Source organism: Gelidimonas diazotrophica, assembly GCF_055694025.1.
Genome location: NZ_CM146349.1, coordinates 3721611 through 3738858 on the forward strand (window position 1 = coordinate 3721611; position 17248 = coordinate 3738858).

A 17248-nucleotide genomic window follows, 5' to 3' on the forward strand; every position below is an offset into this window, starting at 1 on the left:
ATGGCCATTCTTGCCGTCAATGCGGGCTCTTCAACGCTGAAATTTTCCATTCATCCGCGGCAGAGGGGGCAGGTACAGCCCAGTGTGCTCGCCGGTAGTATCCAGGGGCTGGAGCCCGGTGGCGCACCGGTATTGGGTTGGACCTTTCGGGGGCAGCAGCAAACCCGCCAACTGCCCGCCACCACGGGAGATCCGTTTGATCAAGCCCTGCGTAGTTTGGGCGAGTTGCTAGCGGGCGAACCCAGCATTCCCCCCATCGAAGCCATTGCCCATCGCGTGGTGCATGGAGGGCGGGACTTTTCTGCCAGTGTGCTGGTTACCGACGAGGTGCTCGTCAGACTGGCCCGGCTCAATTCACTGGCGCCGCTGCACCAGCCGCACAACCTGCAGGGCATTCGGGCGTTTCAAAAAGCGTTTTCCGCTACGCCGCAGGTGGCGTGCTTTGATACCACCTTCCATGTAACCCTGCCCGAGGTGGATTACAGCTTTGCCCTGCCGCAATCTCTGGCCGAACAGGGCGTGCGCCGTTACGGCTTTCATGGCCTGTCGTACCAGTACATCATGGCTGTGCTGTTGCAACGCAGCACACATGCAGGCGGCCGCGTCCTGATGGCTCACTTGGGCAATGGAGCGAGCCTGTGCGCGGCCCGGGAGGGGCGCAGCTGCGCCACGACCATGGGTTTTTCAGCGCTGGACGGCCTGATGATGGGCACTCGCAGTGGCTCTTTGGATGCCGGCGTGCTGCTGTACCTGCTGGAGCAGGGTTGGGACCATAATCGGCTGCAAACCCTGCTTTACAAACAAAGCGGCTTGCTGGGTGTCTCTGGCATCTCGGCTGACATGCGCCGGCTGCGTATCGATGGCAGTGTTGCCGCGCAACGGGCCATAGACTTGTTTACCCATCGGGTGGTGCGCGAATCCGGTGCGCTGATCGCTTGCCTGGGCGGGTTGGACGTGTTGGCCTTCAGCGGCGGCATCGGCGAGCATGACGCCGTGCTGCGAGCCCAGGTGTGCGAGCGCCTGGGTTGGCTGGGGGTGGCGGTGGACCCTGCACTGAATCAGCAGGCCACGGGTAATGCGGTGATGCCCATTCACCAGCCGGACAGCCGCGTGCAGGTGTGGGTAGTGCCGACGGACGAAGGCCGCGTGGCGGCACAGGAGGCGGCGCGGTTGATTTAACGCCACATCGACATACGTTGCCTGATTAATTTCATTAATATAAAAACCATAATAGGGACATTGAAATGCATATTAAAAACTTGAATATCGGCCAACGGCTGGCTCTTTCTTTTGGCTGCGTCATTGCGTTATTGCTGGTGTTATCCATACTCAGCTTTAGCCGGGTTGAGAGCCTTAAAAATGAAATTACACTAACCGCGAATGACCGTTATCCGATGACGGTATTGGCCAATCAGATCATCCGCGAGATTAACGCCCAGGCACGCTACATGCGCAATGCGCTGCTCATGACGAACCCGGAAGACGTGAGCAAAGAGCTTGCCCGCGTCGATGACAGCGGCAAGGCTGCAGGTCTTGCGTTCGACGATCTCGACAAGATGGTTATATTGGAAAAAAGCCGGGAGTTCATAAAAACACTGACCGTGTTCAGGCAGCAATACCTGCCATTGAAAGCAAGTTTTATCAATCTCGTCAACGGCGGCAAAAAAGACGAAGCGGCAGCATTTTTACTGGCTGAAGTGCGTCCGATGGAAATAAAATACACCGCAGAACTTGAAAAATTCCTGCAATTCCAGGACAGCCTGATGGCGCAAGCCGGCAAGCAATCGATTCAGCAAGCCGAGAGCGCAGAGTTGTGGATCATGCTGCTGGCGATAAGTGCCGGCATCTTCAGTGTGTTGGCAGGTATTCTGACGACCCGCAGCATCACGCATCCTCTGAGTGAAGCGCTCAAGGTTGCCCAGACAGTTGCCGCCGGCGACCTGACCAGCCCGATTGACGTCAAATCAACCGATGAAACCGGCCAACTGATGCAAGCAATGCAAGACATGAACACCAGCTTGGTCAAAACCGTCGGTCAAGTACGCAGCGGCACCGATGCAATCGCCACCGCCTCCGGCCAGATTGCGGCCGGCAACTTCGATCTGTCGTCGCGTACCGAAGAACAAGCCAGCACGCTGGAACAGACCGCCGCCTCGATGGAAGAATTAACCGGCACCGTCAAGCAAAATGCCGACAATGCGCGCCAAGCCAATCAACTGGCGGCTTCTGCCTCGGAAGTTGCGGTCAAAGGCGGTGCGGTAGTAGCGCAAGTGGTTGACACCATGCATGACATCAATGCCTCGGCAGGGAAAATCGCCGACATCATCAGCGTCATCGACGGCATCGCTTTTCAGACCAATATCCTGGCGCTGAATGCGGCGGTCGAAGCGGCGCGCGCCGGCGAGCAGGGGCGCGGCTTTGCGGTGGTAGCCACCGAAGTGCGCAATCTGGCGCAGCGCTCGGCTTCTGCTGCGAAGGAAATCAAGGCCTTGATCGACGACTCGGCGCAGAAAGTCAATGCCGGCAGCACGCTGGTAGGGCAAGCCGGCGCCACCATGCAGGAGATCGTCACCAGCGTCAAAAAAGTGGCCGACATCATGAACGAAATCACCTCCGCCAGCCAGGAGCAAAGCCAGGGCATCGAACAAGTCAACCAGGCGGTGGCGCAAATGGATGAAGTCACGCAGCAAAATGCCGCGCTGGTGGAACAAGCGGCGGCAGCGTCCGAGGCCCTGCAGGAACAGGCGGCCCATCTGGCGCAGGTGGTCAGCGTATTCCGGCTCGACAGCATGCAGGCGCGGGTGCCGGCTGCCAAGGCCCATCATTTTTCACCGCAGATCAAACGCCTTGCCCCAAGTAAGCGTCCGCTGCCGCCAATGAAGCAAAAAATGATTGCAAATGGCACTGCGGCGTCGGCTGAAAACTGGGAAGAGTTCTAAATTCGAATTGCCCCGTTTCAAGCGCAGCCGCTGCCGTAAATGGTGGCTGCGGGTGACTGCGTTTGATCGATCAGATTCACGCAATCCGTCCATCCCAAGCTGAAATGCCGGGACTGCTTTACCATTCTGCTATTGCGGCCGCACCGGCTCGCCGACTTTTACCAGAAACTCTCATGAAATTTAGCCACAGCATCGACATCGATGACCCGCAAAATCCGTCCATCACGCCATTGACGCGCCAGCAATTATGGCTGGGCCTGGTGTTGCGGGCGGAAGCACCCAAGCTGTTCATGCCGCATCTGGAACAGTGCAATTTAGGTGAGGCGACCGACAACACGGTATTGCGCGAGTTGCATTACGGGGACCTGGTGATCCGCGACCGCGTCACTTTTCATGTCTTGCATCAAGTGCACTACGCGGTGCCGGCGCAGGGCGAGATTGCCGCGTCCAGCCTCGTCATGCACATCGAGGAAGCGCAACCGGGCGAATTGTCGGTGCGCTTCGAGTACGACGACGGCAATGACGCCGCCACCGATGCCGCCAATGAGATGTACAACGAATACCGCCGCTCAGCCTACTTTGCCGCCGACACCGATACCATCGAGATCATCCGGGAACTGGCTGCACAAGGCCAACTGGCCGGACCAGTCTCTTGACGATAGCACATACAACATACGGTATATTTTAGAGCGCTTGTTTTATATGCGGTAACACATGTTTTTTTATGCATACTCGTCATATTAAAAAACAATGGGTAACTATTCAGCCGGCAAGGCAATTAAGAGCGGAATGCTACGATGTTGTAGGAGCGCACCCGGGCGCGATTAACGGCTGCAGTCTGGCAACTGCTTTCGCGCCCGGGTGCGCTCCTACAAAAAACCACTTCGGTTTGGAAGTTTCTTGGTGCGGGCTATCCATAGCAGTAAGCGCGGGTTGCACCCGCCCTACCCGCTTCGGCAGCCATTCGGAAACGACCGCCGAAAGAGTTGCGTCATGCAGTTTTTTCGTGATTTTTGCGGACAAATGCGCGACGCCAGTTATCAACTACCAAGTTCCAATGAACGCGCTGGAACGCTTTGATTGCTGTTGCGCTGCAAGCGATCGTCGAGTTCGCCCAGTGTGGCCACCATGCTATTGCCGGTTTGCTCCATGGTCGTGCGCAGCTCTTGCTCGGTCTGACTCAACTTGGCTTCCACGCTTGCCGCAGTGCTGGCATTTTGTTGCGCCATCTTGCCCAGTTCAACTTCCAGATAGTTGTGCAACCCGGTAAAGCGCGAAGCCTCGGCCTGATCGGCCAGTTTGCGCTGGCTTTCCACCTCTTTGTGCAAGCGCCGGGTCTCCATGATCACCGAGGTTTGCATGGTGACGATGAAAGCCAGAAACAGCACCGCCAGCAAGGCGGTTGCCGCCAGCAGTATCAAGCCGAGCGGCGCCTGCACGGTGGTAAACAGGAACGACAACGTGGTTGGCGCCATGATGGCACTCCAGTTGACTGCCGCAAACAGGGCTACGCAGCCTAGCACCAGCAGCAGCAACACATTTCGTAAATGCATAAAACCTCCATCGATAAGTGAGTGGCGTCGGTTGCGCAGAGATGCACCGCCGTACTTTGGGTTGATTATATTGTAACAACTGATGGAAAAATGTCACTGCCGCTATTGGTGCGCCGCAGTGCCGCAGTGTTAGCGACCGATCATCTGGTGCGCCCGCTTGGTCCGATACATCGCTTCATCGGCACAGCGCAGCAGGGCCTCGGTATCGCCGGCATCGTCGGGGAACAGCGCCAGGCCGATACTCGCGTCGACGATGAAATCCATGCCATTGATCAGATGCGGCTGCAACAACGCTTGCGCGATACGCTCAATCGCTTCCTGCGCTTCCGCTCTGCCGCACAGGTCTTCCGCAATCAGCAGGAATTCATCGCCGCCGAGCCGGGCCACGGTATCGGCGGCGCGCAATGTCTGTTTCAGGCGGCTTGCCACCTCGCGCAATACCGTATCGCCGGCGGCGTGACCGAACACATCGTTGATTTGTTTGAATTTATCCAGATCGACAAAAATCAGCGCCAGATGGGTACCGCGCCGCGGCACCTGCAGCATCGCATGCTTGAGCCGTTCCAGCGCCAGCTCGCGATTGCCCACTCCGGTCAGCGCATCGTTGAAGGCCAGGTATTTCAGGCGCTGCTCGGAATCGATGCGCGCGGTAACATCCCGATTGATGCTGATGATGCCAATCACCTTGCGCTTGGCATCCTCCAGCGGCACCAATATCGATTCGGTATAACCGATCCGCCCATCCTTGCGCCGCATCCTGATCTCGCCCGCCCAGTGGCCCTGCAACAGCACCGCTTCCATCATGTCTTGTTTAAAACAGGCGATATCCTCCGGCAAATACAGCGTGCTGACCGGCTTGCCGATGATTTCCTGACGCGCCCAGCCGTACAGCCTTTCCGCACCGGAATTCCATTCGAGCACGTTGCCGTCCATATCGATCACCACCACCGCATCGAACAGGAAGTCGAACGCTTTTGCACGTTGCTCAAGCATGCTGCCCTCGCTCAATAAGCCTTTTGCCCGATGCTGTGCAATACCAGGCAACGCTAGCTGCACCGCCGGGCTTGTTCAAAGCCGCCCGGCCCGATAACCGACATCCAAAAACTGACAGGCTGTTGCAACAGCCGATCCCACCGAGATTCTCGCAGCGCATCTCCCTATAACAGATGACACCACAGCTAAAAACCGGTTGGTTGATTCGCATCATGGAATGAAAGAATTCCAGCGGCCAGACGCCACGGTTGCACCATGTTTGATGCCCAAGAATGTATTTTGCATACAACATTATTTTTAATATTGCTGAAAATAAAGTAATAGAATCTATGCAAGCAAGCCGATTGCTGGCATATTAATTGAGATTAATAGCACGATCGTTCGTTTGTAATAATAAACCCCACAGGAGACAGCAATATGAAAACAAAATTACTTGCAGGTTTGGTAGCATCCTGCTTCGCTGCGCCAGTACTGGCGCAATCCAATATCACCATCTACGGCCTCATGGATGCCGGTATTCATGTTTCCAGCAATGGCGAAGGCACCAAGACCAAACTGGTCAGCGGCATTGCCGACGGTTCGCGTCTGGGCTTCAAAGGTACCGAAGATCTGGGGGGCGGTTACAAGGCCATTTTCAACCTGGAAGCGCGCGTCGAACTCGATACCGGCGGCAATCAAACCGGCAATATCAGCGACAACCAGGGTTTTGCGCTGACCAGGGGATTGGCATTTAACATCCCGGCGGCGGCAGGAGGATCGGCAACGGCAGCTAGATTGTTAGCCGGTGCACGCGGTGCCTTACAGCCAGCGATTAACGTCAATACTAACGCTGCTTTGTTTGACCGTACTTCGATGGTTGGCCTGATCACCCCGGTCGGCGCGATTCTGGCGGGGCGCATGTATACGCCTGCCTATGAAGTCTTTGCAGCAGCGGATACGTTTGAAACCGGCACCGCCGGTAGCTGGGGCGGCGTTGCGCTCGGTAGCGGCGGCATTTTAACGGCAGGGACAGCGATTCGCTCCGACAAGGCGCTGCAATACCGGATTCAGTTGCCGAACGGCATCTCCGCCGCACTGATGTACGGCTTCAAAAATTCCGGTTACATCGGTCTGGACAAGCGATTCTATGCGGCCAATGTGATGTACAAAGCCAACGGGCTTAATGTCGGCGTCGGCTACAACAATGGTCAGGACCAGGATGGCAACAGCGGCTTGATCTCGACTGCCATCGGCGGCTCTTATACAACAGGCAATATGAAGTTTTTCGCCGGTTATCAAGCGATGAAAAATGACCACTCTGTTTTGATACAAAGATTCAACGCCGCATTAGCCCCGACTTTTGCTCAATTCGGCGCCCTGGGCCCTTCACTTGCCAGCACATTTAACGCAAACCTGGTCAGGAACTTCAAGCTGGACGCCGACAGCTATAGTCTCGGCATGCATTACACCATCGGCAACGGCCGCGTGATGGGTTCGGTCAGCCGCCAAAATGACAAAACGGCGCTCAACAACGATGCCACGCAATACGCAATTGGTTACGACCATAACCTATCCAAGCGCACCGACATCTACACCGTTTTGGCTTATATCAAAAACGATAACGCAGCACAATACGCGCCAGGCGCAGCCAGTGCTCCTGGCGGCTTCACCAGCGCCGGAGGCGTCTCCGGCAAGGCGATTCAAATCGGCATGCGCCACCGGTTTTAAGCTGGAAATGCTGTAATCCGTCGCAATCCGGTCGCAAGCTGGCCGGATAAACGCAAAGAGGGTGCCGTTCAGGCACCCTCTTTTGCATTGTGGGCAGCATCTGGCATTAAAAATATACATAGCCGCGTATTTTTAATACCCGCAATCAAATCATGCGGAAATACCATGCTTTTAATACATACTCCCCATGTAATGCATCTCATTGCAGCCAGCATGCGCGACATCAAATATCCACCGGATCGACTTCCAGCGACCATTTGGCGCGGGTCTTTATTTTCCGTAGCGCGGCCAGCCAGACTTTGAGGAAGGCTTGCAGCGCCGGGCGCGACGGGCATTCGATCAGCAACTGGGCGCGATCGACGTTGGCTACGCGGGTCATCGTCATCGGAATCGGGTCGTTGATGGTGATGCCGGCGTGTTCGACTGCGCTTGCGGCCTGCTTCAGGAAATCAATCGCGATTTCCAGTTCGCGCGCTTCGGCCCGCAGCAGCGCCTGATACAGGTAAGGCGGCAAATGCGCTTGCTGGCGTTCTGCCAACAATTCGGTGGCGAAATGGTCGTAATCGTGATTGACCACCGCCGCATATAACGGATGTTGCGGGTAACGGGTCTGGATCAGCACTTCGCTGACGCTGCCGCCTTCCTTTTGCGCGGCGCGACCGGCGCGGCCGGCGACTTGCATCAGTTGCGCGAACAGCCGTTCGCTGGCGCGGTAATCTTGCGAGAACAACGCGGTATCGGGGTTCAGGATGCCGACCAGCGTCAGGTTTTTGAAATCATGGCCCTTGGCCACCATCTGGGTGCCGATCAGGATATCGACCTCGCCCCGATGCACCGCGTCGAATGCAGCTTGCGCGCTGCCTTTGCGGCGGGTCGAATCGGCATCGATGCGGCTGATGCGCGCTTCGGAAAAAATTGCTTGCAAGCCTTCCTCCACCCGTTGCGTGCCGCGCCCCAGCGGTTGCAGGTCGACATTGCCGCAGGTCGGACACGATCGTGGGATGCGTAGTTCCAGGCTGCAGTGGTGGCAACGCAAGCGGTGCTCGGGTTTATGCAGCACCATGAACGCAGTGCAGCGGCTGCAGTTGCTGATCCAGCCGCAGGCGTCGCAGGCCAGCACCGGCGCATAGCCGCGCCGGTTCAGGAACAGCAGTGATTGCTCACCACGCTCCAGCCGCAGTTTTAGCGCGGCAATCAGAACTGGCGTCAGGCCATCGACCGGCTTGTTGTGCTCCATGTCGATCAGGCGCACGGTAGGCAAGACGGCTGCCTTGACCGCACGCTGGCGCAACTCCAGCTTGCGATAACGGCCGGTTTGCGCATGCTGCCAACTCTCCAGCGACGGCGTGGCGGAGCCCAGCACAATTGGAATTCCAAGTTGGTGCGCGCGCCACACGGCCAGATCGCGCGCCGAATAACGCAATCCTTCCTGCTGCTTGTAGGACGGGTCGTGCTCCTCGTCGATGACGATCAGTTGCAGCTTCGGCAACGAGGCCAGGATCGCCAGCCGGGTGCCGAGCACGATGCGGGCTTGCCCCAGGTGCGCCGCCAGCCAGTGCGTGATGCGTTCGCCTTCGGCCAGACTGCTGTGCAGAGTGGCGACCGCAACGCCGGGAAAACGGGCCCGGATGCTGCCTTCAAGCTGCGGCGTGAGATTGATTTCCGGCACCAGGATCAGGATTTGCGCAGCGTCAAACCGCGTCAGAATGTGCGCCGCGGCTTGCAGATAAACCTCGGTCTTGCCGCTGCCGGTAACCCCGTACAGCAAATACGGCGCGAATCCTTGCGCGCTTGCAATCGCGTCAACCGCTTGCTGCTGCTCCGGATTGAGAACCGGCATTGCGGCCGGCGTGGCGTCATGCACGGCGGCAATCTTCGCCAGCTTTTTCAAGGCGCGATCGAGCGCGGTGGTTTTCAGCGCGCGCAGATTGCGCGGCAAGCCGGGAATCGCAACTTCGCCCAGCGGGCGCTGGTAGTAATCGGCGGCAAAAGCGCACAGCGCGAACCACTGCTCGGACAGTGCCGGCAACTGGCTGCGAATCGCCAGCGCATCCTTGAGTTTGCCGGCCGGAACCGCGGTCTCGACATTCACCGCGACAATCAGCCCGACCACTTCGCGCGGGCCAAACGGCACCAGCGCCAGTTGACCGACCAAAGGTGCCGCTGCCGCCTGGTGTTCCGGGCGCCAGCGGTAATCGAAGCAAAAGTCGAGCGGAGTGTCGAGCGCGACTCGGATGATTGTCACGGAATAAAGCCTATTTTGATGGGATGTGCTGCTGTTACGCGTTTTTTCTACTTGTCCACACAGCCTGTGGATAACTTTGTGGATAGATGTCTGTCAAGTTGCAAAAACAACATAGCTGAGCCTGCTACAAGCTTGCTAAGGCTACCGGGATAATAGAATAATTACTTTATAATCAATGACTTGAATATTCAGTTAGCGGATTTTCATCGCACCGATCGAAATCCACTAACTGTTATTATTTTTGTGCATAAGTAAGCAATTTTTGCCCTGCCTGCAGGTATCAAGTGCTGATTGAGTGCGGCCTTGCAGGCACTATGCTGCTGCAAGCCGCACCCGGCAACAGGCCGATGCGGCAAGCGCAATCAGGCTCTTTGTTGCCGGCTGTAGTCATGCACCGTTTCGACCATCGCCGTCACCGCTTCCGGTGGCGTGAACTGCGAAATGCCATGACCCAGGTTGAAGACGTGACCGTTGCCGTCGCAGGGCGTGCCGAATGCATCGAGCACCTTGATCACTTCGGCGCGGATCTGTTCCGGCTTGGCGAACAATACGCTCGGATCGAGATTGCCTTGCAGCGCGACCTTGTCGCCGACCAGCGCGCGCGCTTTGGTCAGATTCACAGTCCAGTCCAGGCTGACCGCGTCGGCACCGATGTCGGCGATCTGATCCAGCCACAGGCCGCCGCCCTTGGTGAAGACGATCGATGGAATGCGTACGCCATCTTTGTCGCGCTTAAGAAGTTGCATCACTTCACGCATATAAAACAATGAAAATTGCTGATAGACGCCATCGGCCAATGCGCCGCCCCAAGTGTCGTACATCATTACCGACTGCGCGCCGGCATCAATTTGTGCGTTCAGATAATCAGCCACGGTGGCGGCATTGATCTTCAGGATGTGGTGCATCAGATCCGGGCGCTGATACAGCATCGTCTTGACCCGCCGGAAGTCATCCGAGCCACCGCCTTCGACCATGTAGCAGGCCAATGTCCACGGGCTGCCGGAAAAACCGATCAGCGGGACCCGGCCATGCAATTCGGTACGAATTTGCGTGACCGCATCGAATACATATTGCAGCGAGCCCATGTCCGGGACTTGCAGCGCCATCACTTCTTTTTCATTGTGCAGCGGACGCTCGAACTTCGGCCCCTCGCCTTCGACGAAATACAAACCCAGTCCCATCGCATCGGGCACCGTCAGAATGTCGGAAAACAGGATTGCCGCATCCAGCGCGTAGCGGTCCAGCGGCTGCAGCGTGACTTCTGTGGCGTAATCCGGATTCTTGGCCAGGCCCAGAAAGGAACCGGCCCGCTCCCGCGAGGCACGGTATTCCGGCAAGTATCGACCGGCTTGGCGCATCATCCAGACTGGCGTGTAATCGGTGGTCTGACGCAGCAGTGCGCGCAGGAAAGTGTCATTCTGGAGCGGAGCAAATTGGGTCATGGGATGCGTCTGGTGGCGAAAATAATCCGACATTATCGCCGATAACGATGCACAGTCGAGCAATCCAGCATCCATCGCAGACGAATGTCAGAAATAAGTGGGCAGCAAGATAAAGATTTAGCGGGCTAATGCAGCATAAGTATCGCAACGGCAGATTGTGCATACGCAGTCGTAGTCAAACCGCAAAATGGGTTTTATATCTGCCGCCGCGCAATTCCTTGCCGGATGTGGTGGCACGATAACTGCGCAGTTGCCGGCTCACACCACTTTTAGTTTGGCGTAGTCCGGATTGGCTGGCGGGTAGGTCAGCCGCATTTTTTCCAGTACTTCCACCAATATGCTGGCGATTGCCAGGTTGCGGTGAGTTTTGCTATCGGCCGGAATCACATACCAGGGCGCATGATCGGCATCGGTTTCCTGGATCGCCTGTTGATAGGCTTTCTGGTAATCGGCCCAGTATTGCCGTTCCAGCAAATCATTGGGGTCGAATTTCCAGTGTTTGTCGGGGTCGCTAATGCGCTCTTCCAGGCGCTGCTTTTGCTCTTCTTTTGAAATATGCAAAAAGAATTTCAACAGCACCGTCCCGCTCTCCGTCAGCATGCGTTCGAAATCCCGGATCTGAACATAACGACGCTGGCATTCCTTTTCGTCAATCCAGCCATGCACGCGGCTAATCAGCACATCCTCATAATGGCTGCGATTGAAAATCACGATTTCGCCCTGTCCCGGCACTTCCTTGTGGACGCGCCACAGGTAATCATGCTCACGCTCGTTCTGGGTGGGCGCTTTGAATGCGACGCTGCGTATCCCGAGCGGATCGATCAGCCCGAACACGCCGCGCACCGCGCCATCTTTGCCGGAGGTATCCATGCCTTGCAGCACGACCAGTAATTTACGCTCACGGGCAGCATAAAACACGTCCTGAAAGCCGGCGATGCGCTCCGCTAGCTTGACTACCTGCAGTTTATCCTCGGATTTGCCATTCGCTTTCCCCGCCGCCGCCAATGGCTTGCTGGCCGCATCGGCATCATGCAAGTCCAATTTTTTCTTGGCGCGAAACAATTCACAGATGTTCATTGTGTTCTCCGATTCAAGTAATCCTAAAAACCTCAGTTGGACGGGGGCGAGTGTGCATTTTTCTGGCTTTCTGGCTAGGCGCGACGCCCGTAACCCTATAGGGTAGGAGTTTGTCCTTGCAAGGACAAACCGTTACGCAGGCGCGGGGCAATGCCCCACGAAACCCCAGCTTCACCGAAGCAACCTTCATGTTGCTAGGAGAAGCAACGACGCCAGGGAGACTGAAAAATGTGCAATCGGCCCCGTAGCGCTCTTACCCAATTAGAGAACGTCTTAAATTGCACAATTCTCAATATATCCAATTACTTATCGAGGCTGATTAGCGGTCAACTGAGGTTTCTAGGATAATTGGCTGCGTCAACCTTGATGCAGCGATCCATCACCACCTGCAATCCGGCCGTGCGCGCCTTGGCCGCTGCCGACTCGTTGTTGATCCCCATCTGCATCCATAACACCTTGGCACCGATAGCGATGGCGGCGTCGGCGATCGGGGGGATCTCGGCCGATTTGCGGAAACAGTCGACGATATCGATTCCGATTCCTTCTGCCCGCATGGCAGCAGCAGCTTCATCTAGCGTTGCATAGCAAAGTTCTCCCAGTATGTAAGTACCTGCTAACAATGGATTGACTGGAATGATTCGGTAGCCGTAAGCCTGCATCGCGCCTGCTACTTCGTGACTGGGACGGGTGCTCTTGGCTGACAGACCAACCACCGCGATGGTGCGATTCTGTGCAAAAAGATGCTGAAAATTAATCTCTTTTACCGGTTTTTCGGGAGGCTGCATGGCGACTAATCCTGTATAAGCACGAGGTTGGCAAGGCTGACCACAAAAACCTTTCGAAAAAAATGAAAGGCAGCCAAAGCTGCCTTTCATTTTACTGCTAGCGCCACAGGGTGACGATTAGCGTTTTTGACGCAATTTCTGGATTGTCGCCAACTGCGCAATCGCAATGGCGAGTTCGATCTGCGCCTTTGCATAGTCAATTTTGGATTCTCTATTGACCATCGCTTCTTCAGCCAGCTTTTTCGCTTCCGTTGCCTGGGCTTCATCCAGGTCGGCACCGCGAATCGCGGTGTCGGCCAGTACTGTAACCACATTCGGTTGCACTTCCAGGATGCCGCCAGCTACGAAGACGTATTCTTCTTCGGCCCGGTCAACCATCTTGATACGCACCGCACCCGGTTTGATGCGGGTAATCAGCGGAGTATGTTTGGGATAAATTCCCAACTCACCCGATTCGCCCGGCAACGCGACGAATTCGGCTTCGCCGGAGAAGATAAGCTCTTCGGCGGAAACAACGTCAATGTGAATTGTGTGTGCCATGTTAGAACCTTCTCATTCATCAAAGACCGATAGATGGCAGGCGATCTGTGTACCCAACGCAACGTCGGCCACAGATACCGCACTGCCAGGCGATTAGTTCATCTTTTTCGCTTTTTCGATCGCTTCTTCGATTGTGCCAACCATGTAGAACGCTTGTTCCGGCAGGTGATCCAGTTCGCCGGATGCGATCATCTTGAAGCCCTTGATCGTATCTTTGAGCGAAACGTACTTGCCTGGGGAACCGGTAAATACTTCAGCAACGTGGAACGGCTGCGACAGGAAACGCTGCATCTTGCGTGCCCGTGCCACCAGCTGCTTGTCTTCCGGTGCCAGTTCGTCCATCCCCAGAATCGCGATAATATCGCGCAATTCCTTGTAGCGCTGCAAAATGCCTTGCACGGCACGAGCGGTGTCGTAATGCTCTTGACCAACCACTTGTGGGTCCAGCTGACGCGAAGTCGAATCCAGTGGATCAACCGCTGGATAAATACCCAAAGAAGCGATATCGCGCGACAGCACCACGGTCGAATCCAAGTGAGCAAAAGTAGTCGCAGGAGAAGGATCGGTCAAATCATCGGCAGGCACATACACGGCCTGGATCGAAGTGATCGAGCCAGTTTTCGTTGATGTAATGCGCTCTTGCAGTCGGCCCATTTCTTCGGCCAGAGTAGGCTGATAACCCACGGCGGAAGGCATCCGGCCCAGCAACGCGGATACTTCGGTACCAGCCAGCGTGTAGCGGTAGATGTTATCAACGAAGAACAGCACGTCCTTGCCTTCATCGCGGAAGCCTTCAGCGATAGTCAGGCCGGTCAGCGCGACGCGCAGGCGGTTGCCCGGCGGCTCGTTCATCTGGCCGTACACCATCGCTACCTTGTCGAGAACGTTGGAATCCTTCATCTCGTGATAGAAGTCGTTACCCTCGCGAGTACGCTCACCGACGCCGGCAAACACCGACAAACCCGAATGCTGCTTGGCGATGTTGTTGATCAATTCCATCATGTTGACGGTCTTGCCCACACCCGCGCCGCCGAACAGGCCAACCTTGCCGCCTTTAGCGAACGGACAGATCAGATCGATCACCTTGATGCCGGTTTCGAGCAAATCCTGCGATGGTGACAAATCATCATAAGCTGGAGCTTTACGATGGATCGATGCGCGCACCTCACACTTGACCGGACCTGCCTCGTCAATCGGGTTGCCAAGCACATCCATGATACGGCCCAAAGTTCCGACGCCAACCGGCACCATAATCGGCTTGCCGGTGTTTTGCACCATCATGCCGCGGCGCAGGCCGTCAGAAGTTCCTAGTGCAATGGTACGGACGATGCCGTCGCCAAGCTGTTGCTGCACTTCCAAAGTCAGGGCAGCGCCTTCCATCGTCAGCGCGTCATAAATCTTGGGCATCGCGTTGCGTGGAAATTCTACGTCTACCACTGCGCCGATACACTGAACGATTTTGCCATCAGCCATTTTCGTTCCTTCAAATAGTTAAATTCGTTTCACGCTTGCGCGCTATTAAACCGCAGCCGCACCGGCGACGATCTCGGAGAGTTCTTTGGTAATTGCAGCTTGGCGGGTCTTGTTATAGACCAGCTTGAGCTCTTTAATGACGTTACCTGCATTGTCGCTAGCCGACTTCATCGCCACCATCCGGGCCGACTGCTCGGAAGCGATATTTTCAGCCACAGCCTGATAAACCAGCGCCTCGACATAACGCACCAGTAATTCATCGATTACAGTCGCGGCTTCCGGCTCATAGATGTAATCCCACGAATGGGCATCCTTATCGCCTTCCAGCTTTTCAGCCGACAACGGCAGCAATTGCTCGATCGTCGGCTCCTGCTTCATCGTGTTGATGAATTTGGTATAACACAGGTAAACTGCATCCAGACTACCTTCCTGGTACGCATCCAGCAATACTTTCACCGGGCCGATAAGTCTTTCAAGATGCGGCGTATCGCCTAGCTGCACCGCGTGCGACACCACTTTGGTGCCGATACGGTTGAGAAAGCCAAAACCCTTGTTGCCGATCGCCGTAGCCTCGATACCGACACCCTGCGCCTCAAACTCTTTGAGCTTGGCGGTAACCGCGCGCAGCACGTTGGTGTTCATGCCGCCACACAAGCCCTTGTCGGTAGTAACCACGATGAAGCCCACCTTGCGGGCGGCTTCGGTCTTGACCAGGAACGGGTGCTTATATTCCGGATTGGCTTGCGACAAATTAGCTGCGATATTACGAATCTTGTCACTGTAGGGACGGGCCGACCGCATCCGATCCTGCGCTTTGCGCATTTTGGAAGCGGCGACCATTTCCATCGCCTTGGTGATCTTTTTCGTATTCTCTACGCTATTGATCTTGCCACGTATCTCTTTGCCTGAGGCCATGAGTATTCAGCTCCAGTTAGGATTAATACGCGCCGGATTTTTTGAAATCAGCAACTGCGGCAGACAACGCAGCTTCGCTGTCTTTGTCGAGTTGCTTGGTTTCTTCAATCTTGGCGAGCAGCGCTGCATGACTGGTTTTCAGGAAGCTATGCAGTCCGGACTCAAATGGCAATACCTTCTTGACTTCGATATCATCGAGGTAACCTTTGTTGACTGCGAACAGGGTCGCGGCCATCAAGGAAATCGGCTGCGGCGAATACTGCGCCTGCTTCAACAATTCGGTTACGCGTGCGCCGCGATCGAGTTGCTTGCGCGTAGTTTCGTCGAGGTCGGAAGCGAACTGTGCAAATGCTGCCAGTTCGCGGTACTGCGCCAGATCGGTACGAATACCGCCAGACAGGCCCTTGATGACCTTGGTCTGTGCCGCACCACCGACCCGCGACACCGAAATACCGGCATTAATTGCTGGACGGACACCGGCGTTGAACAACGAAGTTTCCAGGAAAATTTGGCCGTCGGTAATCGAAATCACGTTAGTCGGCACGAAAGCGGAGACATCGCCAGCTTGGGTTTCGATAATCGGCAAAGCTGTCAGCGAACCGGTTTTGCCGGTGACTGCGCCATTGGTGAACTTCTCGACGTAAGCGATATTGACACGCGCTGCGCGCTCCAGCAAACGTGAGTGCAGGTAAAACACATCGCCGGGATACGCTTCACGACCTGGCGGACGGCGCAACAGCAAGGACACCTGACGGTACGCTACCGCCTGTTTGGACAGGTCATCGTAGACGATCAATGCATCTTCGCCACGGTCACGGAAATATTCGCCCATCGCGCAACCGGAATAGGCTGACACATATTGCATCGCGGCCGATTCAGACGCGGAAGCGGCAACCACGATGGTGTACTCCATCGCGCCATGCGCTTCCAGCGAGCGCACGATGTTCTTGATGGAAGAGGCTTTTTGGCCAATCGCAACATAGATACAGGTAACGCCCTGACCTTTTTGATTGATGATGGCGTCAATCGCCACTGCCGTTTTACCGGTTTGACGATCGCCAATGATCAATTCACGCTGGCCACGGCCGATCGGCACCATCGAATCAATCGACTTCAGGCCAGTTTGCATCGGCTGTGAAACGGATTGACGCGCAATAACACCTGGTGCGATCTTTTCGATCGGAGCGGTAAGTTTGGCGTTGATCGGACCTTTGCCGTCGATCGGTTGGCCCAGCGCGTTAACTACACGACCAAGCAACTCAGGACCGATAGGCACTTCCAGAATACGGCCCGTGCATTTGACTGTGTCGCCTTCGGAAATATGCTCGTAGTCGCCCAGAATCACTGAGCCGACCGAGTCACGTTCGAGGTTCAGCGCTAGGCCGAATGTGTTGCCGGGGAATTCCAGCATCTCGCCTTGCATCGCGTCGGACAGACCGTGAATGCGGCAGATACCGTCGGTAACGGAAATAACCGTACCTTGATTGCGAATCTCAGCACTGTCGCCGAGCCCTTGAATGCGGCTCTTGATCAGTTCGCTGATTTCAGACGGGTTGAGTTGCATACTAACTCCTAATTA

General features: G+C 55.9%; 14 protein-coding genes. 4 read left to right on the forward strand and 10 right to left on the reverse strand.

Features of this window, described 5'->3' with window-relative positions; translation table 11 throughout:
- The 3 genes from KGFNPO_RS17255 to KGFNPO_RS17265 all read left to right on the forward strand — a co-directional run bounded on the left by KGFNPO_RS17255 (window position 1) and on the right by KGFNPO_RS17265 (window position 3595).
- Window positions 1–1179, forward strand: coding sequence for an acetate/propionate family kinase (locus KGFNPO_RS17255; RefSeq protein ID WP_472632454.1), 1179 nt, complete (start codon window positions 1–3; stop codon window positions 1177–1179).
- A 65-nt stretch (window positions 1180–1244) separates the two neighbouring features.
- On the forward strand, window positions 1245–2939 hold the full coding sequence (locus tag KGFNPO_RS17260) for a methyl-accepting chemotaxis protein (RefSeq protein WP_472632455.1): 1695 nt from the start codon (window positions 1245–1247) through the stop codon (window positions 2937–2939).
- A 173-nt stretch (window positions 2940–3112) separates the two neighbouring features.
- Window positions 3113–3595, forward strand: a complete 483-nt coding sequence (locus KGFNPO_RS17265) for an SRPBCC family protein (RefSeq protein ID WP_472632456.1) — start codon at window positions 3113–3115, stop codon at window positions 3593–3595.
- Window positions 3596–3979: 384 nt separating this feature from the next.
- Here the strand turns inward: KGFNPO_RS17265 and KGFNPO_RS17270 are convergent, their stop codons facing one another.
- Together KGFNPO_RS17270 and KGFNPO_RS17275 are read right to left on the reverse strand one after the other, a co-directional pair.
- On the reverse strand, window positions 3980–4492 hold the full coding sequence (locus KGFNPO_RS17270) for a lipopolysaccharide assembly protein LapA domain-containing protein (RefSeq protein ID WP_472632457.1): 513 nt from the start codon (window positions 4490–4492) through the stop codon (window positions 3980–3982).
- A 129-nt stretch (window positions 4493–4621) separates the two neighbouring features.
- The gene (locus KGFNPO_RS17275; RefSeq protein ID WP_472632458.1) at window positions 4622–5485 is read right to left on the reverse strand and encodes a diguanylate cyclase domain-containing protein; all 864 of its coding nucleotides are present in this window, start codon (window positions 5483–5485) and stop codon (window positions 4622–4624) included.
- Between the two features lie 417 nt (window positions 5486–5902).
- Here KGFNPO_RS17275 and KGFNPO_RS17280 point away from each other — a divergent pair, with 417 nt between their 5' ends.
- On the forward strand, window positions 5903–7192 hold the full coding sequence (locus KGFNPO_RS17280) for a porin (protein ID WP_472632459.1): 1290 nt from the start codon (window positions 5903–5905) through the stop codon (window positions 7190–7192).
- Window positions 7193–7415: 223 nt separating this feature from the next.
- Here the strand turns inward: KGFNPO_RS17280 and KGFNPO_RS17285 are convergent, their stop codons facing one another.
- The 8 genes from KGFNPO_RS17285 to atpA form a co-directional block, all read right to left on the reverse strand.
- Entirely contained in the window at window positions 7416–9437 is a 2022-nt protein-coding gene (locus tag KGFNPO_RS17285) for a primosomal protein N' (protein ID WP_472632460.1), read from the reverse strand.
- Between the two features lie 362 nt (window positions 9438–9799).
- Window positions 9800–10879 (reverse strand): uroporphyrinogen decarboxylase, encoded by a 1080-nt coding sequence (gene hemE, locus KGFNPO_RS17290; protein ID WP_472632461.1) that lies wholly within the window; start codon window positions 10877–10879, stop codon window positions 9800–9802.
- Window positions 10880–11137: 258 nt separating this feature from the next.
- On the reverse strand, window positions 11138–11956 hold the full coding sequence (locus KGFNPO_RS17295; RefSeq protein WP_472632462.1) for a PPK2 family polyphosphate kinase: 819 nt from the start codon (window positions 11954–11956) through the stop codon (window positions 11138–11140).
- Between the two features lie 326 nt (window positions 11957–12282).
- Entirely contained in the window at window positions 12283–12831 is a 549-nt protein-coding gene (locus KGFNPO_RS17300) for a CoA-binding protein (RefSeq protein WP_472632463.1), read from the reverse strand.
- A 27-nt stretch (window positions 12832–12858) separates the two neighbouring features.
- The gene (locus KGFNPO_RS17305; RefSeq protein ID WP_472614174.1) at window positions 12859–13281 is read right to left on the reverse strand and encodes a F0F1 ATP synthase subunit epsilon; all 423 of its coding nucleotides are present in this window, start codon (window positions 13279–13281) and stop codon (window positions 12859–12861) included.
- A 93-nt stretch (window positions 13282–13374) separates the two neighbouring features.
- Window positions 13375–14754, reverse strand: a complete 1380-nt coding sequence (gene atpD, locus KGFNPO_RS17310; RefSeq protein ID WP_472614173.1) for a F0F1 ATP synthase subunit beta — start codon at window positions 14752–14754, stop codon at window positions 13375–13377.
- 45 nt (window positions 14755–14799) lie between these two features.
- Entirely contained in the window at window positions 14800–15669 is an 870-nt protein-coding gene (gene atpG / locus KGFNPO_RS17315) for a F0F1 ATP synthase subunit gamma (protein WP_472614172.1), read from the reverse strand.
- A gap of 22 nt (window positions 15670–15691) precedes the next feature.
- Entirely contained in the window at window positions 15692–17233 is a 1542-nt protein-coding gene (gene atpA / locus KGFNPO_RS17320) for a F0F1 ATP synthase subunit alpha (RefSeq protein WP_472614171.1), read from the reverse strand.
- Window positions 17234–17248 lie beyond the last annotated feature (15 nt).

Bases quoted from the DNA above. Each gene is read 5' to 3' on its own strand.
- KGFNPO_RS17260 (WP_472632455.1), top strand. From the start codon at position 1,245: ATGCATATTAAAAACTTGAATATCGGCCAACGGCTGGCTCTTTCTTTT.
- KGFNPO_RS17300 (WP_472632463.1), bottom strand. From the start codon at position 12,831: ATGAAAGGCAGCTTTGGCTGCCTTTCATTTTTTTCGAAAGGTTTTTGT.
- atpG (WP_472614172.1), bottom strand. From the start codon at position 15,669: ATGGCCTCAGGCAAAGAGATACGTGGCAAGATCAATAGCGTAGAGAAT.
- atpD (WP_472614173.1), bottom strand. From the start codon at position 14,754: ATGGCTGATGGCAAAATCGTTCAGTGTATCGGCGCAGTGGTAGACGTA.
- KGFNPO_RS17280 (WP_472632459.1), top strand. From the start codon at position 5,903: ATGAAAACAAAATTACTTGCAGGTTTGGTAGCATCCTGCTTCGCTGCG.
- atpA (WP_472614171.1), bottom strand. From the start codon at position 17,233: ATGCAACTCAACCCGTCTGAAATCAGCGAACTGATCAAGAGCCGCATT.
- KGFNPO_RS17255 (WP_472632454.1), top strand. From the start codon at position 1: ATGGCCATTCTTGCCGTCAATGCGGGCTCTTCAACGCTGAAATTTTCC.
- KGFNPO_RS17270 (WP_472632457.1), bottom strand. From the start codon at position 4,492: ATGCATTTACGAAATGTGTTGCTGCTGCTGGTGCTAGGCTGCGTAGCC.
- hemE (WP_472632461.1), bottom strand. From the start codon at position 10,879: ATGACCCAATTTGCTCCGCTCCAGAATGACACTTTCCTGCGCGCACTG.
- KGFNPO_RS17305 (WP_472614174.1), bottom strand. From the start codon at position 13,281: ATGGCACACACAATTCACATTGACGTTGTTTCCGCCGAAGAGCTTATC.
- KGFNPO_RS17275 (WP_472632458.1), bottom strand. From the start codon at position 5,485: ATGCTTGAGCAACGTGCAAAAGCGTTCGACTTCCTGTTCGATGCGGTG.
- KGFNPO_RS17265 (WP_472632456.1), top strand. From the start codon at position 3,113: ATGAAATTTAGCCACAGCATCGACATCGATGACCCGCAAAATCCGTCC.
- KGFNPO_RS17295 (WP_472632462.1), bottom strand. From the start codon at position 11,956: ATGAACATCTGTGAATTGTTTCGCGCCAAGAAAAAATTGGACTTGCAT.